This window comes from Frigoribacterium sp. CFBP 8754, from assembly GCF_014841815.1.
Taxonomy (GTDB): Bacteria; Actinomycetota; Actinomycetes; order Actinomycetales; family Microbacteriaceae; genus Frigoribacterium; species Frigoribacterium endophyticum.
In genome coordinates, this window is sequence record NZ_JACYUO010000004.1 from 43901 (window position 1) to 66772 (window position 22872).

The 22872-nt window shown below is 70.9% G+C and carries 16 protein-coding genes; 10 read left to right on the plus strand and 6 right to left on the minus strand.

Features of this window, described 5'->3' with window-relative positions:
- Positions 1 to 39 precede the first annotated feature (39 nt).
- Together IFT72_RS12115 and IFT72_RS12120 are read left to right on the plus strand one after the other, a co-directional pair.
- A complete protein-coding gene (locus tag IFT72_RS12115) occupies positions 40 to 996 on the plus strand; it encodes an SDR family NAD(P)-dependent oxidoreductase (protein WP_192046600.1) in 957 nt (318 codons plus the stop codon).
- 317 nt (positions 997 to 1313) lie between these two features.
- Positions 1314 to 8003, plus strand: a complete 6690-nt coding sequence (locus tag IFT72_RS12120) for a PA14 domain-containing protein (protein WP_192046601.1) — start codon at positions 1314 to 1316, stop codon at positions 8001 to 8003.
- Between the two features lie 1818 nt (positions 8004 to 9821).
- On the opposite strand, the gene IFT72_RS12125 is transcribed toward IFT72_RS12120, so the two are convergent.
- Both IFT72_RS12125 and IFT72_RS16450 read right to left on the minus strand, forming a co-directional pair.
- Positions 9822 to 10034, minus strand: coding sequence for a hypothetical protein (locus IFT72_RS12125; RefSeq protein ID WP_056052024.1), 213 nt, complete (start codon positions 10032 to 10034; stop codon positions 9822 to 9824).
- Between the two features lie 164 nt (positions 10035 to 10198).
- Positions 10199 to 10330, minus strand: a complete 132-nt coding sequence (locus tag IFT72_RS16450; RefSeq protein ID WP_256414321.1) for a hypothetical protein — start codon at positions 10328 to 10330, stop codon at positions 10199 to 10201.
- A gap of 226 nt (positions 10331 to 10556) precedes the next feature.
- Here IFT72_RS16450 and IFT72_RS12130 point away from each other — a divergent pair, with 226 nt between their 5' ends.
- From IFT72_RS12130 to IFT72_RS12140, 3 genes are read left to right on the plus strand one after another with little or no spacing between them, the layout of a single operon-like run.
- Entirely contained in the window at positions 10557 to 12377 is a 1821-nt protein-coding gene (locus IFT72_RS12130) for a circularly permuted type 2 ATP-grasp protein (RefSeq protein ID WP_244634507.1), read from the plus strand.
- Entirely contained in the window at positions 12371 to 13300 is a 930-nt protein-coding gene (locus IFT72_RS12135) for an alpha-E domain-containing protein (protein ID WP_167257887.1), read from the plus strand. Before IFT72_RS12130 ends, IFT72_RS12135 begins: the two co-directional genes overlap by 7 nt.
- The gene (locus IFT72_RS12140; protein WP_056052028.1) at positions 13297 to 14139 is read left to right on the plus strand and encodes a transglutaminase family protein; all 843 of its coding nucleotides are present in this window, start codon (positions 13297 to 13299) and stop codon (positions 14137 to 14139) included. The genes IFT72_RS12135 and IFT72_RS12140 overlap by 4 nt, the downstream gene beginning before the upstream one ends.
- 15 nt (positions 14140 to 14154) lie before the next feature.
- Here the strand turns inward: IFT72_RS12140 and IFT72_RS12145 are convergent, their stop codons facing one another.
- From IFT72_RS12145 to IFT72_RS12160, 4 genes are all read right to left on the minus strand, one after another.
- Positions 14155 to 14979: an endo alpha-1,4 polygalactosaminidase gene (locus IFT72_RS12145; protein ID WP_192046602.1), complete on the minus strand. Its 825-nt coding sequence runs from the start codon at positions 14977 to 14979 to the stop codon at positions 14155 to 14157.
- Positions 14980 to 15058: 79 nt separating this feature from the next.
- On the minus strand, positions 15059 to 15637 hold the full coding sequence (locus IFT72_RS12150; protein ID WP_192046603.1) for a hypothetical protein: 579 nt from the start codon (positions 15635 to 15637) through the stop codon (positions 15059 to 15061).
- 106 nt (positions 15638 to 15743) lie between these two features.
- On the minus strand, positions 15744 to 17081 hold the full coding sequence (locus IFT72_RS12155; protein WP_185231214.1) for an MFS transporter: 1338 nt from the start codon (positions 17079 to 17081) through the stop codon (positions 15744 to 15746).
- Positions 17078 to 17557 (minus strand): MarR family winged helix-turn-helix transcriptional regulator, encoded by a 480-nt coding sequence (locus IFT72_RS12160; protein ID WP_082514130.1) that lies wholly within the window; start codon positions 17555 to 17557, stop codon positions 17078 to 17080. Before IFT72_RS12160 ends, IFT72_RS12155 begins: the two co-directional genes overlap by 4 nt.
- A gap of 184 nt (positions 17558 to 17741) precedes the next feature.
- On the opposite strand from IFT72_RS12160, the gene IFT72_RS12165 reads away from it, so the two are divergent.
- The 5 genes from IFT72_RS12165 (at position 17742) to IFT72_RS12185 (ending at position 22820) form a co-directional block, all read left to right on the plus strand.
- Positions 17742 to 18494 (plus strand): SDR family NAD(P)-dependent oxidoreductase, encoded by a 753-nt coding sequence (locus tag IFT72_RS12165; RefSeq protein WP_192046604.1) that lies wholly within the window; start codon positions 17742 to 17744, stop codon positions 18492 to 18494.
- Between the two features lie 253 nt (positions 18495 to 18747).
- Positions 18748 to 19425, plus strand: a complete 678-nt coding sequence (locus IFT72_RS12170; RefSeq protein ID WP_167257897.1) for a response regulator transcription factor — start codon at positions 18748 to 18750, stop codon at positions 19423 to 19425.
- Complete coding sequence (locus IFT72_RS12175; RefSeq protein WP_371741285.1) at positions 19418 to 20932, plus strand: ATP-binding protein; 1515 nt, start codon at positions 19418 to 19420, stop codon at positions 20930 to 20932. Before IFT72_RS12170 ends, IFT72_RS12175 begins: the two co-directional genes overlap by 8 nt.
- Positions 20933 to 21199: 267 nt before the next feature.
- A complete protein-coding gene (locus IFT72_RS12180; protein WP_192046605.1) occupies positions 21200 to 21841 on the plus strand; it encodes a PepSY domain-containing protein in 642 nt (213 codons plus the stop codon).
- Between the two features lie 109 nt (positions 21842 to 21950).
- Complete coding sequence (locus IFT72_RS12185) at positions 21951 to 22820, plus strand: alpha/beta fold hydrolase (protein ID WP_192046606.1); 870 nt, start codon at positions 21951 to 21953, stop codon at positions 22818 to 22820.
- The last annotated feature ends 52 nt before the right edge of the window (positions 22821 to 22872 follow it).

The following is a 22872-nucleotide window of genomic DNA, read 5'->3' on the forward strand; positions in this document are numbered from 1 at the left end:
CGGACCCCAGCCACAGACCCCGGGGCTACCGTTCACCGCATGACACGTCTCACCACCCCGTTCTCCGCCGCCACGACCGCCGCCGAGGTGGTCGACGGCGTCGACCTCACCGGCCGCCACATCGTCGTCACGGGCGGCGCCTCGGGCCTCGGCCTCGAGACGGCGCGCGCCCTCGCCGGGGCCGGCGCCGAGGTGACCCTCGCCGTCCGACGCCCGGAGCAGGGCGAGGAGGCGGCGGCCGACATCCGCCGCAGCACCGGCAGCGAGACGGTGCGGCACGCCGCCCTCGACCTGCAGCGCCGCGACTCCCTCACCGCCTTCGCCGACGCCTGGCAGGGCCCGCTGCACGCCCTCGTGAACAACGCCGGCGTCATGGCCACGCCCGAGACCCGCACGCCCGAGGGCTGGGAGCTCCAGTTCTCGAACAACCACCTCGGCCACATGGCCCTGTCGCTCGCCCTCAAGTCGGCCCTCGTCGCCGGCGCGGACGACGCCGGGGCCCCGTCGCGCATCGTCTCGTTGAGCTCGACCGGCCACCACTACTCGCCCGTCGTCTTCGACGACGTGATGTTCGAGCGCCGCCCCTACGACCCGTGGTCGGCCTACGGCCAGTCGAAGACCGCCAACTCGCTCTTCGCGGTCGGCGTCACCCAGCGCTGGGCCGACGAGGGCGTGCTCGCGAACGCCGTGCACCCGGGCGGCATCATGACGGCCCTGCAGCGGCACATGCCCGAGCAGGAGATCCTCGACCGGGGCTGGCGTGACGCCGACGGCACCCCGAACCCCGCGTTCAAGACGCCGGAGCAGGGTGCCGCGACCTCGGTGCTGGTCGCCGCGTCGCCTCTCGTCGAGGGCGTCGGGGGCCGCTACTTCGAGGACGTCGAGGAGGCGCTGCCCTTCTCCGAGGACCGCCCGCGCGTCGGCGTCAAGGCGTACGCGCTCGACCCCGAGGCCGCCGACATGCTCTGGCAGTACAGCGCCGGCCTGCTCGACTGACGCCAGGGGAGCTCCGAGCTTCCTGGCCTCAGCCTGCTCTTCGTCTCCGTTGCTCAGCCGCAGAGATGCGCTCGGAGTCGTCCCGACACGTGTCGTGTCGAAGTAACGGTCGGGTAACAAGTGGTGGGTAGACATACCCCTTTGTCGGGGCGCCTTCGGTCCTTGTCCTCAGGACTTCGCTCAGTGTCCAGAGTTCATCTGTACCCCGCCTTCTTCGTCGGCGAGATCAAGTGCAAATTTGATGGAATTCCAGGCCTCTTCTGTCCCTATTCTCAGCTTTGTCTCGGGTCGTGTGGCCCGACTGAATTGGGGCTGGCATGTTTGCTGCTTGGGGGCGCCGCGGCGCTGTTGTGGGTTCGGTGGCGGCGTTCGCGCTGCTGGGGGAGCTGTTGGTGGCGGTTCCGGCTGTCGCAGCGGAGCCCGTCCCGGACTACGGGTCAGTGCCTGCGATCTCGTCGGACGCTGTGGACCCCGCGGTGCCGACGGTGCCCACGGGTGACCTCGAGCCCAGTCTCGGTGGGGACCTCGACTTGGCCCCTGAGGGCAAGGACACGGACAAGCTGACGAACCTTTCCCCGGAGGTCGAGGGCTCTTTCGATCCTGCCGATTCGGTGCTGGTCGATCAGAGCGAGTTCCAGGACGTGTACCTGAACGACGACGGGACCAAGACCGCTGTCATCGGTGTCGAGCCCCTGAACGTCGAGGCCTCGGACGGGTCCTTCGACGCTGTCGACACTGACCTCGTCGAACAGCGCGGTGGCACCCTCGAGCCTGAGGCGCACCCCCTCGCCCCTGTCTTCGCAGCCTCCGCCGGCGACGGTGATGTGTTCACCGCGACCCGTGACGGGTACACGCTGGGCATGGAACTCGTCGGTGCTGCGGACTCCGAAGCCGTGCACCAGGTCCCCACGAGGTCACGAGGCGCCCTGGACACGGTGCGGTACCCGGACGTGTTCCCCGACACGGACCTCACCTACGAGGTCACCGACGGCGCGGTCAAGGAAGAGCTCGTCCTGGCGAAGCTGCCCTCGACCAAGCACGACTCCTGGACGTGGAACGTGACCGCCCCGGGGCTCACCGCGTCGGTGGATGACGACGACTCCGTGGTCTTCACCGACGATGCCGGGACCGTTGTCTTCGGGATTCCTGCACCGGTGATGTACGACTCGTCCGGCGTCGAGGGGAAGCGGACGGACGCGGAGGCGATGGTGCCTCTGACCGTCGCGCCCGACGGCGACGAGTGGACCCTGACGCTCACGCCGGCCAGGTCGTGGCTGACGGACCCGGACCGGGTCTACCCGATCCATGTCGACCCCACGACGGCAGGCGGGTACATGGAGGACATGCACGCGTACCGCAGCGACGGTGTGAATCGTGTCGACGGCGTCTCGCGTGTGGGTAACTCCCGGGACGGTGGCGACAAGTTCTGGCGCACCGTGCAGCACTACAACTACGAGCAGTTCTTCGGCAAGCAGGTCCTCGACAGCTACCTCGACACCGCCCACGCCGGCGATGGCTCGTCGCCCACGTACCTGAACACGCTTCACTACGCGACCGCGTTCAGCTACAACGGTGTCGGCGCTCACCTCGGCAGCTGGAACCTCGGCGGTGCCGGCTCCGGGGGAGTGGTCGACGATGACCGCCTCACCCAGCAGATCGCCTCATGGGTCAATTCCGGCTCGCGCGGCAACTACCTCATGCTCCGTGGCTACGAGGCCGGAGGCGTGTACTCCTACAAGGCCGTCAACTCGGCCCTCTACGTCACCTACAAGGACTTCCCCTCCGCCGGCGGACCCCAGGCACCCGCACCGGCGAACAGTGCAGCGAAGGCATCCCTGACTCCGACCCTCAAGGTCAGTGCGACGAACCCCGAGAATTCACGGCTCGACTACGCGTACCACATCAGCGAGAACCCGAACCCTGACGTGGCGACCGTGTGGGACTCCACCTGGGGGGTCCAGGAAGTGAAGGTGCCGGCAGGGCTTCTGAAGCCGGCGACGACGTACTACTGGAAGGCATTCGTGCGGGACGGCTACGACGGGCAGTTCGGGACGTCCACCCAACGCAACTCGGCAACGTTCTCGTTCAAGACGAACACCCCCGCCCCGACTCCGGACCGGGGGAGCGCTCTGCCCGTTGACGGAACCGTGATCACAGGGCTCACCCCGACGCTGCAGACCGGCCCGAGCACCGATCCTGACAAGGACGCGTCGAGCCCTGCGGTGCAGTACAACTTCACGATCGCGACCGGCACCGACGGCGTCACCGGTGCTGTGGTGTCGTCCGGGTGGCAGACAGCGACGACCTGGACGGCCCCGGAGAACACGCTTCAGGACGGTGGCCGCTACACCTGGTCCGTGAAGACCAACGACGGCCTCGACCAGCCGCAGCCGTCGTGGCGGAACAACCTGGTGGTGAACCAGCGGATCGGCGAGTCGGGCCCGGCGCCGGTCGACACGGCCGGTCCCGTGACGGTGAACCTCGCCAACGGCAACGTCGGCATGCGGTTCTCTTCTCCGACGGTCTCGACTGTGGGGGGCAGCATGGGCATGGCCTTCAGCTACAACTCCCTGAAGCCCAAGGCCGGCGGGCTCACCGGGTCCTACTACGACAACACCCCCGCCGTGGGTGCGACCCCGACGTTCAACTTCGACGGCAAGACGCCGGTGCTGGTCCGGACCGACCCCACGGTGTCCTTCGACTGGGGTACCGGATCGCCTGCGCCGGCAGTTCCCAACGACTACTTCCTCGCCCGCTGGAGCGGATTCATCAAGGCCCCGACCGCGGGGAAGTATCTCTTCGGTGTGAGCCGTGACGACGGCGCGATCGTCCGTGTCGGCGGGACCATGGCCTACGAAGGATGGGGCAACGAGTCCCGCAGCAAGATCCTCTGGGGCGGCGCCCCCGTCTCGATGACCGACCAGCCGACGTCGTTCCTCATGGACTACTACGAAGGCGCCGTCACCGCCGGCGTGACCCTCTACGTCCGCGACGAGCAGGGCAAGGAGTTCGAGGTCCCGCCGTCGTGGTTCTCCCGCCAGGTCGAGACCCTCCCCGCAGGCTGGTCTGCATCCACGGCGCTGAGCGGGGACGCCGGCGACTGGTCAAGCGTCCAGGTCACCGACAGTGCCGTCATCCTCACCGACACCACCGGAACCGCCCACACTTACACGAAGACCAGTGGCGCCGGTGCCTCCAGCGGATACAAGGCGCCCGAGGGTGAATACGGGATCGTCGCGCTCGACGCCACCGGGAAGGTCACCTTCACCGAAGACGACGGCACCATCACGGTGTTCGGTGCCACCGGCCGCGTCGAGACGGTCACCGGCGCGGGCGATGCGATCAAGCGCGCCACCCCGATCGCGACCTACAAGGGCGGCACCGGGATGATCGAGTCCCTCTCCGACCCGCTGTCCTACGACAGTGCCTCCAAGACGTACAAGCGTCAGGTCGTGTTCTCCTACGGTGCGGCGTCAGGGTCGAGCTGCACGGCGCCGCCGTCGGGTCTCGCCTCTGCTCCTGCGGGGATGCTGTGCAAGATCAGCTACCCCGACGGCACCGCCACGGACCTCTTCTACGACGCCCAGGGCAACCTTGCCCGGATCGTTGACCCCGGCACCGAGATCACCGACTTCGGCTACGACAACGGCAAGCTCACGATGCTGCGGGACTCCCTCGCGAACGACTGGCTCGCGATGCCGAACTCCGGCCACGTCGACGCCACCACGGTGAAGACCCAGATCGCCTACGACGACAAGGGCCGCGCGACCAGCGTGACCCTGCCCGCCCCGGACGGTGTCACCCAGAACCTCCGCCCGCAGAAGACCTACACCTACCCCGCCGACCCGGCCGCAGGTGCCGGCACCGCGTCCGTCGACGTCGCAGGGCTCACTGTTCCGGCGGGCGCGCACGCGTTGACGGTCACCTACGACGCTGCGTGGCGTCAGCTGACCTCGACCAGCCCCTCAGGGCTGACCAGCAGCCAGGTCTGGAACGGCAAGGACATGCAGTTGTCCTCCACCGACCCACAGGGCCGCATGTCGACCACGATCTACAACGCCCAAGACCGCCCCACCGACACCTACGGGCCCGCCCCGGCGGCGTGCTTCGGGACCGACCGGAAGCCGTTGGCGTCGTGTGCGGTCACGCCGGCGCACTCGTCGACGACATACGACAAGGGCCTCGTCGGGCTCAACGCGGTCTGGTACGACAACAACCGGTTCGCCGGCGCCCCCAAGGCCTACAGCCTCGGCATCGGTACTACCGACGGAACGGTGAACAAGGACTGGGTGATGGACGCCCCGATGTCCGGGATCCCCGGGGACAACTGGTCGCTGCGCCTCACCGGCCTGATCACGTTCCCCACTGCGGGCACCTACACGGTCAACACCCGTGCCGATGACGCCAGCCAGGTCTGGATCGACGACATCCCCTCACCCGCAGACCCCACCCCCGGCGCCGTCCACGACGCCCCCGGCGTCTCGATCACGACGACGGCTCCGAACCAGCAGGCACGGATCCGAGTCCACTACCTCGACTACACCGCCAACGCCACACTCGGGCTCTACTGGACGGGCCCCGGCATCGCCAAGTCGGTCGTTCCTGGGTCTGCCCTGACCCCGGACTACGGCCTCGCGACCTCGAGCACCACCGACGACGCAGCCCCGGCCGGTGTCGCAGGGGTCTCGAGCAGCCAGGTGCCGTCGCAGACGACCGCGACCGAGTACGCCAACCCGTGGCTAGGACAGCCCACCGCCGAGATCGTCGACCCCGCAGGCCTTGCCCTGAAAACGACGACCACCTACGAACCGGTCGGATCGGGCTACCTCAGGCGTCTGACGCGCACCCTTCCTGCTCAGGCTGCTGCGGGAGCGACAACGTCGACCTACTACGGCGACACCGAGACAACCACGGCAGCAGTCTGCGGAGTCCCGGCCGGGACACCGCAATACGGGGGGACGAAGACAACCACGACCGGCGCCGGAACCGTCACCACTATGGTCACCGACACCCTCGGCCGTCTTGCCGGCACGAAGCGTACCGGAGATGCCGACTGGTCTTGCGTCACCTACGACAGCCGCGGCCGGACGGCTACCGCGACGACGCCGGCCTACGGCGCCAGCCCCGCCCGGTCGACGACATCGAACTACGCCGTCGCTGGCGACCCGCTCACCTCAAGCACCGGGGACGGGTCCATCGCGGGTTCCCCAAACGGCAGCACCATCACCACGAAGATCGACCTCCTTGCCCAGGCGGTGTCGTACACCGACGTATGGAACACCACCACCACCACCGCGTATGACCGCACCGGGAAGGTCATCTCCACTACGACCACGGCTGCAAAGGGGCTCTCGCACACGCAAGCGTTCTGGTACAACGCAGACAGCCAGATCACGAGGGTCACCTACGACAATGCCGTCCTGGCTCTCCCGGTCTACGACCGTGGTGAGCTGGTGTCGGTGTCCTACCCGGCCGGTGCCGGGAGCCTCGGCAACGGGTCGGTACTGCAGTCCATCCAAAAGAACGCCACCGGCGCACTCACCGGGCTGACGTGGGCATTCCCGAATGAACAGCAACCGGTCACCGATCAGGTTGTCCGATCGCAATCGGGACGCATCCTGACCAACACCGCGACCTCGGGCGCGGTCTCGAACGTGTCCTCCTACGGGTACGACGCCGCCGGTCGGCTGGTCACAGCAGCCATCCCGCGCCACCAGCTGACGTACTCCTTCGCCAACGCCACCTGCGGCGCCACCGCCGCCGGCAGGAACGGCAACCGGACGTCGTCGACCGACGTCCAGGATGGAGGTCCGGTGTCGGTCACAACGTCCTGCTACGACACGTCTGACCGGCTTCTCTCCACCACGGTGACCGCGCCCCCGGCGGCTGCGACCCCGATGGCGCAGACAGTCTCCGCGGCGAAGATCACCTACGACGCGCACGGGAACACCATCCGCCTCGCCGACCAAGTCATGACCTACGACGGTCTCGACCGGCACATGACCACCGTCCTGGACGATGGCAGCAAGGTTCTCTACCAGCGAGACGTCACCGACCGCATCGTCAAGCGCACCCAGACCACCAAGGCCGGGGTGACCACTTCGACGACGTACTCCTTCGCCGGGGGAGGGGATAGCCCCGACATCGAACTCGACGACCAAGGCATCGTCACCTCGGCGGTGATCTCACTCCCGGGATTGGTGCTGGTATCGCTAGGTGCGGCGTCGCAATCCTGGTCGTACCCGAACATTCACGGCGACATCATCGTGACCGCCGACCAGACCGGGACACGTTCCGCGGGACTGAGCGTGTATGACCCCTTCGGCCAGACCATGGACCCGGTGACTGGTGCGCTAGGCACGGTGCCGGCCAACCAGGCGGGTCCCGACGACGAGCCCGGCGATGCCGACTACGGCTGGCTTGGCCAACACCAAAAACTTGGCGAACACCTCGGTACCGTCTCGATCATCGAGATGGGAGCTCGCCAATACGTCGCCGGTCTAGGGCGCTTCATTGAGGCCGACCCGGTCGAAGGCGGCGTGGACAACGACTACGTCTACCCAACCGATGCCGTCAATGACAATGATCTTTCTGGTGAGCGATCTGCCACACGTGGGTGGGGCATTTCATGGGGAAGTCCATATTTCGGTAGGGCATGGAGCGACTACAACACCGCATCAAAGCGTGAATGGGGAAACATCTCTAGGGGATGGAATCAGGGGTACCAAGCCTTTAAACGGGGGGCAACGAAGGTGCAAATGGCCGTGTATGTTCAGGCCATTGCGGCCGGCGTGTGGATCGCCAAAGCATCACGGGGTAATGGCAACAAGCCCAAGAATGATGTGCCCAGTTACGCAGTAGGCAAGTACTGGGAGAAAAGCCGCGGTGAAGGATTAAAGCAGGCCATTGATCGAGTTATGCTCGGCCAGCAAATCGGAGTCAAAGGCACAGGGCCTACTTCGGATTACAACCAAATTAAAAAGTACCTTGGACAGCGAGCTAGATAGGCAGGGGGGTACGTGAACATTCGACAAGGCCGGCCCGTCTGCGTACGCCTGGACGTAGGACCTCGCTTCGTATGGTGGGGTGAAGATGCGGACAATGAGGCGCTGGATGCCGTAGGCGTGCAAAATGCGCAGGTCCTTACTTTTACGAGCGCTAGGCAAGCTGTGGACTTTGCAAGGAACCGAGGGTGGCACGAAGCCTCGGATGAACCTGTTGCGCTTGTGGATGTGCCAGCCGCCAGACAAAATGTTCGCCTGGCTTCGCGCTTAGAGGCCTATCGCGCTTGGTTGACAGCTGTAAATTTCGCAGACGATATTGAGCACTCCTTGGGTGTTTCGCAGCGACGTTCTGGTCAGGCATTAGCCGCCTACCAACGACTCGTGGAAGCGACGATTCCATACCTGACAGGCGAGTCGGATAGCCCGCGCAAGCGATGGTCGAAACACGACCTCGACCGAGTCGCGGCGATGGTTAGTCGGTCAATTCGAATTATCGAAGCGAGCCTTGGCTGCTAGACGCTCGTTTGCACCCCTAGGGATCGTATTTGTGAAGCGTAGGGACTATAAGTGCTGATAGTCACTCGGGCATGCGTCTCGTGGGGATATTTTTTCTGGCCCGCGACTCATCCTTTTTGCTGCGATTGGTCGCTCGTTGGCAACCTTCGGAGCAGACATCGCAGTCGAGATGCCGCAGGCGAGAGGCAGCCGCAGCAATCCCGCGATTTGGGATGTCAAACGGCAAAGGCCTCCTGGGACAAGTGTCTGACTTGTCCGCGCGTAAGACGGCCGTTCACTGGTACGAAGATGAGCCCTGCCAGGACGGCGGGGCCCATCGACACTCGAAGGCGTTGCGTGAACTAGGAGTCGTCCGTGTTGTTGATCAGGTTGTTTGGCCCGTAATCGAAGGAGTTGGTGGTGAGGTAGCCATCACCGTTGCGAGTTCCCACTCGGACTTACGTGGCTCGGGCGCCGAACGAGGCAGAGTAGGCCTGTCGCTCAGCCTTGATGTTGGTGACTGTCTAAGACTTCGTGTGGCTCTAGGACGCTCCACAGAGGCCCGTAATGTCACCGTCTCGGTCTTTCTCGCTTCTGATGACTTTGTGGGTCATGGCTAACTCCTTTGTCGGCGAAGTCGCCGGGTGTTACCTCAACTCGGACTGTCGCAGGTGTGGCTGGAACACCCCGGACATAGCTGAGGAATTGTCGATCAGAGAGCGCGGCTGCGTCCTGCTCTTATTCCGACGGGTGTCGCATGACTAAGCCCCTGTGCTACAGGCGCCCAAGGCGCGACTGGCGTGGCGTTAGCGCCCTGTTGCATCCTTGTGCCTCAGGTTTGCGTCAGGGTCTAGGAGAGCGGTGCGGCACAAGAACCAGGCCGTGGCGTACGTCCGGGTGAGCTCGGTAGATCACAACCTCGGCCGACAGCTTGAGGCTGGCGGCGGCGACTGGTTCTTCGAGAAGAGGGTATCGGGGTGGGTCTCGAGCGGATCGTGTAGCTCTGCACGACTGCATGCGGAGGGGGTGAGGCAACTACGCCGAGCGCACCGCACCAGGTTGCTCGCAACGAGAACCCGCCCGCCTGCGGTGACCCGTTCAACTCGCCGCAGGAATCGGCCGCCCCCCGGCGGCAACGGGTGTCGTGATCAGGGACACTCCTTCGAGACGAGGCGGATTCGACCGTCCTCGGTCTCATCCGACAGCGCCGGCCTGCTCGACTGAGCCTGCACCGAACGGCAGGACGCCCCGCCACGACCAGGTCGTGACGGGGCGTCCTCACGCTGAGCCGCCCGGAGGCGCGACCTCAGCGGACGTCTGCGGAGCTCAGCTCCAGCGCTTCTTCGCCTTCTTGGCGGCGACCTTGCGGGCCTTGGCGACGTTCTTGCCGGCGCTCTTGCGGGCCTTCTTCACCTGCGGGTCGTTCCAGAACGAGCCGAAGTAGCTCGCGATCTCCTTGTAGCGGCCGTGGCCGGCCTTGGCTCCGAAGGTGTACGCGACGAAGGCGATGACGGCGATGAACAGGAAACGGAAACTCATGGGGTCCTCCCGAGTGGAACGATGTGCGATTCGTCCCGACGCTAGTCCCTGAGGCTGCGCATCGGCTCGCCCGCGAGCATGAGATCGCCGGGTGCGGCCAGCGGCCAGCGGCGACGGCGTCGAGGCCGAGAGGAGTCGCCCCCACGTCGGCGGGGAGGCTCCGGTCAGCCCGTCGGGTGCAGGAAGTGGTCGATCGCGTCGTGCCGCGGCCACGCCGTGCCGCCGATCGGGAGGAGCCGCTGCTCGTCGGGCTGGGAGGCGGAGGCGAGCGCCTCGGTGATCGTCATCTGGTCCACGCTGCGACGCTACGTCGCGCGGCCCCGGGCGCTGCAGCCCCAGAGCGGGTGCGCCCAGACCGGGGGAGCCCCGCGCGGGGGACGGCGCCGCGGTGTCGGTGCGGCAGAGGCCGCCGCGCCAGCGTCCGGGCCGCCGCCCGCTCGCTCGGCACCCCCACAGCGAGCTCGTCCCCGCGTGCAACGCCGCGGAAACACCCCCGCAACACCCCGTGGATACCGTCGAGCCATGGGAGACCTCTTCGACGGATACGCGGCCACGGCCGACCCGGGCAGCCGTCGCGGCGGGGGCCTGCGAGCCGCCGCCGGGGCCCTCGGCGTCGGCTCGGGCGCCCGCCAGGCCGCGGCCCGGCAGGCCGCCGACCGCACGCCGCCCGCGCGCGCCTGGGACGAGATGTTCGAGCGAGACGGCACCCCGCGCCGGGCGTACCACGAGATCCACGCGACGCTCGAGGGCATGACGCAGGACGACCTGCGGCACCGTACCGCCGCGCTGGCCGACTCGTACCTCGCCCAGGGCGTCACCTTCGACTTCGCCGGCGAGGAGCGCCCCTTCCCCCTCGACGCCGTGCCGCGCGTGATCGAGCAGCCCGAGTGGGCCTCGGTCGAGAAGGGCGTCGCGCAGCGGGTGCGGGCGCTCGAGGCCTTCCTCTCCGACGTGTACGGCGCGCAGCGGGCCGTGGCCGACGGGGTCATCCCGGCGCGGCTGATCACCTCGTCGTCGCACTTCCACCGGCAGGCCGCGGGCATCGAGCCCTCGGGCGGCGCGCGCATCCAGGTCAGCGGCATCGACCTGGTGCGCGACGAGGCCGGCGCGTGGCGCGTCCTCGAGGACAACGTGCGGGTGCCGTCCGGCGTCAGCTACGTGATCTCGAACCGGCGGGTGATGGCACAGACCCTGCCCGAGCTCTTCGTGTCGATGCGGGTGCGGCCGGTGGGCGACTACCCCAACCGCCTCCTCGCGGCCCTGAAGAAGAGCGCACCGTCGGGCGTCGACGAGCCGACGGTGGTCGTGCTGACCCCCGGCGTCTTCAACAGCGCCTACTACGAGCACACGCTGCTGGCCCGGCTGATGGGCGTCGAGCTCGTCGAGGGCCGTGACCTCTACTGCTCCGGCGGCCGCGTGTTCATGCGCACCACCGGCGGCCCCGAGCGGGTCGACGTCATCTACCGCCGGGTCGACGACGAGTTCCTCGACCCGCTGCAGTTCCGCGCCGACTCGGTGCTCGGCTCGCCGGGCCTGCTGATGGCGGCGCGCCTCGGCACCGTGACCATCGCGAACGCGGTGGGCAACGGCGTCGCCGACGACAAGCTCGTCTACACGTACCTGCCCGAGCTGATCCGCTACTACCTGGGCGAGGAGGCGCTGCTGCCGAACGTCGACACGTGGCGGCTGGAGGACCCGGGCGCCCTCGAGGAGGTGCTCGACCGCCTCGACGAGCTCGTCGTGAAGCCGGTCGACGGCTCGGGCGGCAAGGGCCTCGTCGTCGGCCCGGCCGCGAGCCGCCGCGAGCTCGACGAGCTGCGCACCCGCCTGCAGCGCGACCCCCGCGGCTGGATCGCGCAGCCGGTCGTGCAGCTGAGCACCATCCCGACCCTCGTCGACGAGGGGCTGCGGCCCCGGCACGCCGACCTGCGGCCCTTCGCGGTGCACGACGGCGACGACGTCTGGGTGCTGCCCGGCGGTCTCACCCGGGTCGCGCTGCCCGAGGGGCAGCTCGTCGTCAACAGCAGCCAGGGCGGCGGCTCGAAGGACACCTGGATCGTCGGCGGCGACGTCAACGCCTGGGCCGGCCACGACGTCAGCGCCCTCATCGCCGAGCAGACGACGCCCACGGCCGCGATCCCGATCGTGAGCGCCACGGAGGCGGGCGCCCCGGCGGTCGCCGACCACAGCCCCGACCACGCTCCGCAGGACGACCCCCGCAACGACCAGCAGGCCCAGCAGCAGCAGGAGCACGTCCAGCAGCAGCAGCAGCAACAGCAACAGCGACAGCGACAGCAACGACCGAACGACGACCGCGCCACCACCGAGAGGGAATCATGCTGAGCCGCATCGCCGAGAGCCTCTTCTGGATCGGTCGGTACATCGAACGCTCCGACGGCACCGCGCGCATCCTCGACGTGCACCTGCAGCTGCTGCTCGAGGACCCGTGGATCGAGGAGGACGCCGCGTGCCGCAGCCTCCTCGCGGTGATGGGCAGCGAGGCCCCCGCCGACGTGTCGCTGACCCGCGCCGACGTGCTCGCGATGCTCGCCGTCGATCGGCACAACCCCGCCTCGATCGCGTACTCGCTCGGCGCCGCCCGCGAGAACGCGCGACGGGCCCGCGAGATCGTCTCGACCGAGCTGTGGGAGTCGCTGAACACCACGAGGGCGCGCATGCCCCGCAAGGTGGCCGGCGACAAGGTGCACGAGTTCTTCGGTTGGGTGCGCGAGCGCAGCGCCCTCGCCGTCGGCATCATCGAGAGCGCCACGAGCCGCGACGAGGTCTGGCACTTCTTCACCCTCGGCCGGTCGATCGAGCGGGCCGACATGACCGCCCGCCTGCTCGCGACGCGCACGCTCACCGAGGCGTCCGGCCCGTCGTGGACGACCATCCTCCGCTCCTGCGGCGCCTACGAGGCCTACCTGCGCACCTACCGGGGCGTGCCGAGCGCCCGCAACGCGGCCGAGTTCCTCCTGCTCGACCGCCTCTTCCCGCGCAGCGTCCTGTTCGCGGTGAGCCGCGCCGAGATGTGCCTCCGCGAGGTCGAGCCGACGAACCACCGGGTGGCGGCCTCCGACAGCGGGGTGCGCATCCTCGGCCAGATGCGCAGCGAGCTCGAGTACCGGCCCATCGGCGAGATCCTCGACGACCTGCCCGGCCACATGGACAGCGTGCAGGCGGCGACGAGCGCGGCCTCCGAGGCGATCCGCCAGCGGTACTTCCCGACCAGCGCGGCACCGACCTGGGTGGGCGGCCGCGCGTGAGCCGCCTGCGCATCCGGCACCTGACCGGGTTCTCGTACGCCGGGGAGGCGGTGGCCAGCTACAACGAGGCCCGCATGCTGCCGGCGCACACCGAGGGCCAGTACGTGCTCTCGTCGCACCTGCGCATCGAGCCCGTCGCGGCCTCGCACGAGTACGTCGACTACTGGGGCACGCGCGTCTCGTCGTTCGAGGTGCTGCTGCCGCACCGGCAGCTGTCGCTGACCGCGACGTCGCTCGTCGAGGTCCGGCCCGTCGCGCACCCCGACACGAGCATGGGCTGGGACGACCTCGCGCGCGTCGCGGGCGCCACCGCCCCGTTCGTCGAGCACCTCGAGCAGACGCCGCTGACGACGCCGCCCGACGACCTCGTCGCGCTCGCGGCCGAGGCGCGGGGCTCGGCGGCGCCCTGCGAGGCGGCCCTCGCGATCTGCCGGGCCGTGGGAGGCGCGGTGTCGTACCTGCCCGGGGTCACGAACGTGAAGACCACCGCCGCCGAGAGCTGGGCCGCCCGGGCCGGCGTCTGCCAGGACATCGCCCACGTGACGATCGGGGCCCTCCGCTCGGCGGGCATCCCGGCCCGCTACGTCAGCGGCTACCTGCACCCGAAGCCCTCGGCCGAGCTGCGCGAGACGATCGTGGGCGAGTCGCATGCGTGGGTCGAGTACTTCTGCGGCACCTGGCACGGCTACGACCCGACGAACCTCATCGACATCGGCGAGCGGCACGTGGTCGTCGGCCAGGGCCGCGACTACCGCGACGTGCCGCCGCTGCGCGGCGTCTACGCGGGGTCGGGGGCGTCGTCGCTCTTCGTCACGGTGGAGATCACGCGCGAGGCGTGAGCGGACGGGCGCCCGTCAGCACCGCTCGAACACGTAGCCGGGGTCGTCGGGCCCCACGAGGTCGCGATCGCGGAGGACGGTGCTCGCAGGGGTCGTCGCCCGGCCGCAGGTGTCGGCGAACGTGTCACGCAGCTCGTCCGAGTACTCGACCGCGAGCACCCGGTCGCCGTACACCTCGGTGAAGGCGGGGCACTCGTCGTAGGCGTCGCACTCCTCGACGACCGCGAAGTCGAAGCCGACCTCGTCCCGGCCCCGCGACTCCAGCTCGGCCGTGTTCTTCTGCGCGGCGGCCAGCCCGACGGCGTGCGCCCGGTCGACGAGCAGCGTCGCGTAGGCGACGGCGTCGTCGAGGCCGAAGGCGCCCTCCGAGCGGCTGTACGAGTCGAGGTTGTCGAACTCGACGGCGTCGTAGCCGTCGTCGGCGCAGCCCTCGATCGTGGCCGTCATGCGCGCCGCGACCGTGGCCCTCGTCTCGGGGCGGGCGAGGTCGAACAGGTGCTCGTCGGGCCACCCGGGGTCGACGAGCAGCTCGCCGGAGGCGCGGTGCACGAGGAGCTCGTCGGGCCAGTCCACGCCCGGCTGGGTCTGGAACCCGTTCACGTAGCAGACCCCGTAGGCGCCGGAGGCGGGCTCGGCCGTGCTGTCGCGCACGACGACGTCGGTGCCGGCCGGGGGGTCGTAGGCGGCACCGAGCTGGTAGTCGAAGGTCGCTCCGGGAGGAGGCGCCTGCGGCGCGCTCGCCGCGCACCCGGCGACGGCGGTGGCGACGACGGCGGAGACGAGCAGCAGCAGCGCGGCGCGGACCGCGCGGTGACGGCGGGGGCGCGGCGAGGTGGGCACCCCGGGAGCCTAGACGCCCGGGTCGGCCTCGGGGAGGCGGGCGGGCGGCGGCGGGACGGGTGAGCCGACGCGCGACGGGTCAGTCGTGCTGCGGGGTCGCCGGCGCAGGCGGCTGATCCACTCGGGAGTGGATCAGCGTTGCTGGCGGGTCGCCCGCCGGGGCGGCTGCCGGTGCGGCGCCCCCGGTCGTCGCCCCGACCGCCGAAGCCACCCGCGGAGGCGTGGACCTCGGGCGTCGGCCGAACGTCGACCCGTCCGGGCTGTCGGCGAGCACGCGGTCCGCGAGGGCGACGAGCAGCACGACGAGCCCGCCGACCACGACGGCCGCCGCGAGCAGCGCCAGGGCCACCCCGACGTAGTCGCCGCCGGCCAGCGGGGTGACGACGGAGGTGCCCGCGGCGCCCGTGCCGTCGACCGCACCGGGCGTCGCGGCCGCGCCGGCACCGGCCGTCGCCGCGGCCGACGGCACCGCGGCGACCGGGGTCGCGGCGGCCCCGGCGCCCGTCGTCGTGAGGGGAGTCAGCGCCGTGGCGACGCCGCCGGCCTCGGCTCCGGAGCCGGCCGTGCGGTCGAGGCGAGCGAGCACGACGAGGCCCAGCGCGCCTCCCACGGTCGTGGTGGCGATCGCCACGACGCCGCTGACCGTCGCTCTGCCCATGGCCGGCCCTCCGCCGCCGAGTCGCTCGGCTCGTCGGTCGACGACCCGGTTGCTCGTGCCGGGGAGCGTACGCCCCACAGCGACCGCGCGGCGGCCCGGCCGGTCGCTACGTCGTCTGGCGGACAGCGGCCTCGTCGGCCGCCATCGCCTCGGCGGTCTCCTCGCGCTGTTCGCGGAGTCCGTCGCCGTCGTGCTCGACCCGGAAGCGCGGGTGCAGCACCGACCCGCCGCGGCGCAGCCGCAGGTGCTGGCGGCGGATAAGCCACGCCAGCGCGAGGCCGCCCGCCACGTAGCCGGCGCTCGCGCCGACGCCGATGGCCCAGCGCGGGCCGAGGGTGTCGGCGACCCAGCCGACGATCGGGGCGCCGAGCGGGGTGCCTCCCGTGAAGATCGCCATGTAGAGGGCCATCACGCGACCGCGCATCTCCGGGGCCGCCGACAGCTGCACCGAGCCGTTCGCTGTCGTCATCAGCGTGATCGACGAGAGGCCCACGGTGACGAGCACGGCGGCGAAGCTCCAGTACGTCGGCATCAGCGCCGCGACCGTGCAGGTCACGCCGAAGGCGAAGGCCGCGAGCACCAGCACGCGCATCCGCGGCCGCTCCCGCCGGGCCGAGAGCAGGGCGCCCGCCAGCGAGCCGACCGCGATGCACGACGACAGCAGGCCGAAGCCGCTGGCGTCGACGCCGAACTCGACGCTCGCCATCGTCGAGGTGAAGATCGGGAAGTTCAGGCCGAAGGTGCCGATCACGAAGATCACGGCGAAGATCACCAGGAGGTCGGGGCGGCCGCGCACGTAGCGGAACCCCTCCCTGATCTGGCCCTTCGCCCGCGACACCCGGGGCTTCGCCTCGAGCTGCGACACCCGGATGAACCGCAGCGAGACCAGCACCGCCGCGAACGACGCCGCGTTGATCAGGAACACCCAGCCCGTGCCGACCCCCGCGATCAGCACGCCGGCGACCGCGGGGCCGAGGAGGCGCGCGGCGTTGAACGAGGCCGAGTTCAGCGAGACGGCGTTGGCCAGGTGCCCCGGCGGGACGAGCTCCGAGACGAAGCTCTGGCGGATGGGCGCGTCGATCGCGTTCGCCGTGCCGAGCAGCAGCGCGAAGACCCAGACCATCCAGAGCTGGGCGACGTCGGTCAGCACGAGGAGGCCGAGCGCGAGCCCGAGCAGCCCCATCGTCGCCTGCGTCAGCATCAGCATGCGCCGCCGGTCGAAGCGGTCGGCGATCAGCCCGGTGACCGGCACGAGGAGGATCGGCGGCGCGAACTGCAGCGCCATCGTGATGCCCACGGCCGTCGCGTCGTGGTCGGTGAGGTGCGTGAGCACGAGCCAGTCCTGGGCGGTCGACTGCATCCAGGTGCCGGTGTTCGAGACGAGCGCCCCGGCCGACCAGAGCCGGTAGTTGTAGAGCCGCAACGAGCGGAACATGGCGCTCACGAGAGGGTCAGCTTCCGCAGGATCTCGGTCGCGTCGGCCAGCGTGCGGCGCTCGTCGGGGGTGAGGGCGGCGAGCCGGGGCGCGAGCCAGGCGTCGCGACGGCGGCGCGTCTCGACCACGAACGCGGACCCCGCCGGCGTCGTCTCGAGCACGACGCGTCGACGGTCGGCCTCGTCGACCCGGCGCGCCAACAGGCCGGCCTCGACGAGCTTGCCGACGGTGCGGTTCATCGACGGCGGCGTCACGCCCTCGTGCTCGGTGAGGGCGCCGATGGTCAGCGGCTGCGACTGGTAGACCCAGCCGAGCGCCGCCATCTGCGCGTCGCTCACGTCGGCTTCGGCCTTCTGCTGGCGGAGGCGCCGCGCCAGCCTCAGCACCGACCCGCGCACCGTCGTGGCCAGCTGGGCGTGCGGCAGCGCACGGAGCGGGGCAGCGGCGGAGGGGGGAGCGGGGGAGGCGGGAGTCACGTCGGTCATCGCCCTCCAGTATGAGCAGTTAGCTCGGCTAAGTAAACATCTCAGGCAGATCGACGACACCTGTTGAGGATCGGTCGATGCAGGCGTATCGTCGTGGACGGCTCGACGACGAGCCCCCACGACAGGGCCCCGAGGGGCGCCAGGACGCCGGCGCGACGACGCCGCAGAAGGAAGAAGGACCACCATGGCCAGGTTCACCGACAAGACCGCGATCGTCACCGGCGGAGGAAGCGGCATCGGCGCCGAGATCTCGCGGGCGCTCGCCGCCGAGGGCGCCTCCGTCGTCGTCACCGACATCAAGCTGGACGCCGCGCAGTCGGTCGTCGACGAGATCGTCGCCGCGGGCGGCGCCGCGACCGCCTTCGAGCAGAACACCGCCGTCGCCGAGCAGTCCGACGCCGCCGTCGAGTTCGCGAAGGCGACCTACGGCGCCCTGCACCTCGCCGTGAACAACGCCGGCATCGCGGGCGCCCCGGCCGACATCGGCGAGTACGACGTCGCCACGTGGGACCGCGTGCGCAGCGTCGACCTCGACGGTGTCTTCTACGGCCTCCGCTACCAGCTGCCCGCCATCGTCGAGGCCGGCGGCGGGGCCGTCGTCAACATGAGCTCGGTGCTCGGCACGGTCGGCCTGGCCCAGAACGCGGCCTACGTCACGAGCAAGCACGCCCTGGTCGGCCTGACCAAGGTCGCGGCGCTCGAGTACACCGCCCGCGGCGTCCGCACGAACGCGGTCGGCCCCGGCTTCATCGACACGCCCCTCGTGCGCGCGTCGCTCTCCGGCGAGGCGCTCACCGCGCTCGAGCAGCAGCACGCCGCCGGCCGCCTCGGCACCGACGCCGAGGTCGCCGCGCTGGTGCTGTTCCTCCTCAGCCCGGAGGCGTCGTTCATCTCCGGCAGCTACCACCTCGTCGACGGCGGCTACTCGGCGCACTGACCCGCGCCTCCCCGGGGGCCTCGGGCTCGCTGCGCGGTGCGGCGGGTCCGTGTCCTCGTCGGCGGGTGGGCGCCGGCCCGCCCAGGAGGACGGCGACCCGCCGAACCTCGAGGTGCGGCCACCCGCGATGACACCGACCCGCCGGCCGTGGCAGACCGTGCGACGCCGGCCCCGCCGCCGCTTCAGCGCCGGTTCAGCGCTCGCCCGCCAGACTGGGCGCGTGGGCAGGGCGCCCGCGGGGAGGGAGCCGGCCGTGCGCGTGCTCGTCGTCGAGGACCAGGCGACCCTGGCCGAGGGCCTGCGGGTCGGGCTCGAGGCCGAGGGCATGGCCGTCGACGTGGCCGGCACCGGCACCGACGCCCTCTGGCGCACCCGCGAGGGCAGCTACGACGTCGTCGTGCTCGACATCATGCTGCCCGGCATGAGCGGCTACGCCGTCTGCCGCGCCATGCGCGAGGGCGGCGACTGGACCCCCGTCATCATGCTCACGGCGAAGGACGGCGAGTGGGACCAGGTCGAGGCCCTCGACACCGGCGCCGACGACTACCTCACCAAGCCGTTCTCGTTCGCCGTGCTGCTCGCCCGGCTGCGCGCCCTCGTGCGGCGCGGCGCCCGCGAGCGGCCCGTCGTGCTCGAGGCCGGCGACCTGCGGCTCGACCCCGCGGCCCGCACCGTGCACCGCGGCGACGCGCTCGTCGACCTGACGAGCCGCGAGTTCGCGGTGCTCGAGTTCCTGATGCGACGGGCCGGCAGCGTCGTCACGAAGCGCGAGGTGCTCGACGGCGTCTGGAACGACGACTTCGAGGGCGACCCCAACATCGTCGAGGTGTACGTGCGGCACCTGCGCAACAAGGTCGACCGCCCCTTCGGGCGGGAGGCGATCGTCACGCTCCGCGGGGCCGGGTACCGGTTGGAGTCGCGGGGTGGCTGAGCACGCCCCTCCCGTCGGGCGCCGTGGTCGCCGTGGCTCGCTGCGACTCCGCACCACCGCGGCCGCCGTGCTCGCCGTCGCCGTCACCCTCGGCCTCTTCACCCTCGTCTTCGCGGTCGTGCAGCGCGCCGTGCTCGACGACGCCCCGCGCTCGGCGGCCGAGGCGGACGTCTCGCGCGTGGCCTCGGCGCTCGAGGCCGGGCAGACGCCCGCCGTCGCGGTGGCCGGCGACGCGGACGGCACGCTGGTCGTCGTGCTCGACTCCGCCGGCGCCGTGCTCGCGGCCGGCGGCGAGGACGACCTCGTCGCCGAGGCGACCCGCCTCTCGACCGTGCCGTCGGGCGGCCGGGCACGGCTCGACGGCGAGGCCTTCGTCGTCGAGCGCGACACCGCCGACGTCGCCGGCGGCGCGACCGACGGGGCGTCGTCGGGTGGCGAGCCGTCCGCGTCGGCGTCGCGCGACGACGACGACGACGATGACGACGACTCGTCCGGCCGCGGGGGCCGGGGCGCCGACGACGACGCGGCCGGCGCGGCCGACGACGACGCGGCCGACACGGCTGAGCTCACCGTCGTGGCCGCGCGCTCCCTCGACGAGGCGCAGGCCGCCTCCGCGGCGAGCCTGGTGACGCTCGGCGTCGCCGTGCCCGTGGCGCTGGTCGTGCTCGGCGTGACGACCTGGTTCGTCGTCGGCCGGGCCCTGCGCCCGGTCGAGGCCATGCGCCGCGAGGTCGACGAGGTCACCGCCGCACGCCTCGACCGACGGCTCCGCGACCCCGGCGGGCGCGACGAGATCGCCCGCCTGGCCCGCACCCTGAACGGCATGCTCGACCGGCTCGACGCCTCCGCCCGCGCGCAGCGGCGCTTCGTCGGCGACGCGTCCCACGAGCTCAAGACGCCCCTGGCGACCATCCGGCAGCACGCGGAGGTCGCGCTGCTCCACCCCGGCAGCATCGACGGGCAGGCCCTCGCCGGCACCGTGCTCGGCGAGGAGGCGCGCCTCACGGCCCTGGTGCAGGGCCTGCTGGTGCTGGCCCGCGCCGACGAGGGGCAGCTCGGCGTGGCCCGACGGCCCGTCGACCTCGACGACCTCGTGGTGGCGGAGGCGTCGCGGCTCCGCGCCTCCTCGCCGATCCGCGTCGACGCCACCGGCGTCGGGCCCGCCCGTGTCGTCGGCGACGAGCCGCTGCTCGGGCAGGTCGTGTGCAACCTCGTCGCCAACGCCGCACGGCACGCCACCTCGACCGTCGCGCTCGCCCTCGTCGAGCGCGACGGCCGGGCGGTGCTGACCGTCGACGACGACGGCGCCGGGGTGCCCGTCGCCGACCGCGGGCGGGTGTTCGAGCGCTTCGTCCGCCTCGACGAGGCCCGCGACCGCGACGCCGGGGGCAGCGGCCTCGGGCTCGCCATCGTGGCCGAGATCGTCCGTGTGCACGGGGGAGCGGTGCGCGTCGACGACTCTCCGCTCGGCGGCGCGCGCTTCGTGGTCGACCTCCCCGCCGGCTGACGCCGCTCCCGACCCCGGCTGACGCCGAGCCTCCCGTCGAGTGGTCACGAACTGCGCGTCGCGGCGCGCCAGAGCAGCAGATCGTGACCACTCGGCGCGCGGCCGCGCCGGCTGAAGGTCCCTTCAGGTCGCTTCAGGGGTGCTTCAGCGCCCGGTCGGCACAGTGGGGTCATCGCCGAGGGGCCCGCCCCGCACCGGCACCGACCACCCCACGACCACCCCCACGACCACCGGCCGCACCGCGGCTCGACGAACGGAGACACCGTCATGAAGAACACCAAGAAGACCCTGCTGATCGCCGGCGGAGTGGCGGCCGTGCTCGTGCTCGGCGGCGGCGGCGTCGCCCTGGCGACCGGCCTCGACGACGACAGGCTGTCGGCCCAGACCACCGACCGTGCCCGGGAGGCGGCGCTCGCCGAGACCGGTGGCGGCACCGTCACCGAGGTCGACACGATCGGCGACGGCCTGCCCGGCTACGAGGTCGAGGTCGCGCTGCCCGGCGGCGGCGAGACGCACGTGTACCTCGACGACGACTACGCCGTGACGTCGACCCGCACGGGCGACGACCGCGGGGGCGACCGGGGCGACCGGGGAGGCCGCGACGACGACGACCGCGACGGCGCCTCCGGCAGCGCGACCGACGACTCCGCCGGCGGCTCGGGCGACGCCACGACCGGCACCGGCACCGGCACCGACGACGACACCGTCACCGGTGCCGACTACGACCAGGCCTCCGCCGCAGCGCTCAGCGCGGCCGGCGGCGGCACCGTCACCGACGTCGACCGCAGCGACGACGGCGGCGTGGCGTACGAGGTCGACGTCCGGCTCGACGACGGCACCGAGGTCGACGTCGACCTCGACGCCGCGTTCGGCGTCGTCCGCACCGATGTCGACGCGCCGCGCAGCTGACCCTGACGCCGCGCAGGAGGCGCGGGCCGGCCCTCGGGAGCCGGCCCGCGCCTCCTCGCGTCCGCCCCGCCGCACCGTGGCCGCCCCCGGTCGGTGCCAAGATGACCGCATGCCCACCTTCTCCGCCGCCCGGGGCGACTTCGAGTTCGTCGACGCGCACGGCGTCACCGTCCACTACTACGTGTGGCGGGCGGCCGACCCCCGAGGGGCGGTGCAGATCATGCACGGCGTGGGCGAGCACGCGCTCCGCTACGAGGAGGTCGCGCAGCACCTCGTCCGCGCCGGCTGGACGGTCTACGCCGACGACCACCTCGGCCACGGCGCCACCGGTCTCGGCCAGCACGGCGGCGACCACACGAAGCTCGGGCGCCTCGGCCCCTCGGGCGTGCGGGGAGCGGCGGAGGCGGTGGTCCAGCTGACGGGGATCATCCGCGCCGAGGCCCCCGGCCTCCCCGTCGTCGCGCTCGGCCACTCGTGGGGGTCGCTGATGCTCCAGGCGATCGTCGACCGGAAGGCCTCGCTCTACGACGCCGTCGTGCTCACCGGCACCGCCTACCGCGTGCCCGGCAGCATGAACGGCGGCGACCTCAACGCGCGCCACGCCCACCTCGGCAACACCGGCTTCGAGTGGCTGAGCCGCGACCCCGCGGTCGCCGAGGCGATGGCGGCCGACCCCCTCGTCGTCGACGCGAAGGTGATGCAGCTCTTCGGCTGGCGCGACACGCTCCGCCTGCTGGGCCGCCCGTCGAGGCACCTCGAGCGCGACGTGCCGCTGCTGATCATGGTCGGCGACGACGACCCGCTCGGCGGGGAGGAGAGCGCGCGCAGGCTCGCCGACGCCTACGTGAACCGGAGCGGCCTCACCGACGTCGAGCTCGTCGTCTACCAGGGCGCACGGCACGAGATCTTCCGCGAGACGAACCGCGACGAGGTGCTCGACGACCTGACCCGTTGGCTGGACGCCCGCGTGCCCCGCTGACCCGCGCCTCCCCGGGGGCTGCTGCCCGCCGACACCCCCGCCCGCCCCGGCC

Coding starts and splice junctions, on each gene's coding strand:
- IFT72_RS12115 (WP_192046600.1), top strand. CDS start 40: ATGACACGTCTCACCACCCCGTTCTCCGCCGCCACGACCGCCGCCGAG.
- IFT72_RS12125 (WP_056052024.1), bottom strand. CDS start 10,034: ATGAGTTTCCGTTTCCTGTTCATCGCCGTCATCGCCTTCGTCGCGTAC.
- IFT72_RS12150 (WP_192046603.1), bottom strand. CDS start 15,637: ATGGGCAGAGCGACGGTCAGCGGCGTCGTGGCGATCGCCACCACGACC.
- IFT72_RS12130 (WP_244634507.1), top strand. CDS start 10,557: ATGGGAGACCTCTTCGACGGATACGCGGCCACGGCCGACCCGGGCAGC.
- IFT72_RS12120 (WP_192046601.1), top strand. CDS start 1,314: ATGTTTGCTGCTTGGGGGCGCCGCGGCGCTGTTGTGGGTTCGGTGGCG.
- IFT72_RS12160 (WP_082514130.1), bottom strand. CDS start 17,557: ATGACCGACGTGACTCCCGCCTCCCCCGCTCCCCCCTCCGCCGCTGCC.
- IFT72_RS12135 (WP_167257887.1), top strand. CDS start 12,371: ATGCTGAGCCGCATCGCCGAGAGCCTCTTCTGGATCGGTCGGTACATC.
- IFT72_RS12165 (WP_192046604.1), top strand. CDS start 17,742: ATGGCCAGGTTCACCGACAAGACCGCGATCGTCACCGGCGGAGGAAGC.
- IFT72_RS12185 (WP_192046606.1), top strand. CDS start 21,951: ATGCCCACCTTCTCCGCCGCCCGGGGCGACTTCGAGTTCGTCGACGCG.
- IFT72_RS12180 (WP_192046605.1), top strand. CDS start 21,200: ATGAAGAACACCAAGAAGACCCTGCTGATCGCCGGCGGAGTGGCGGCC.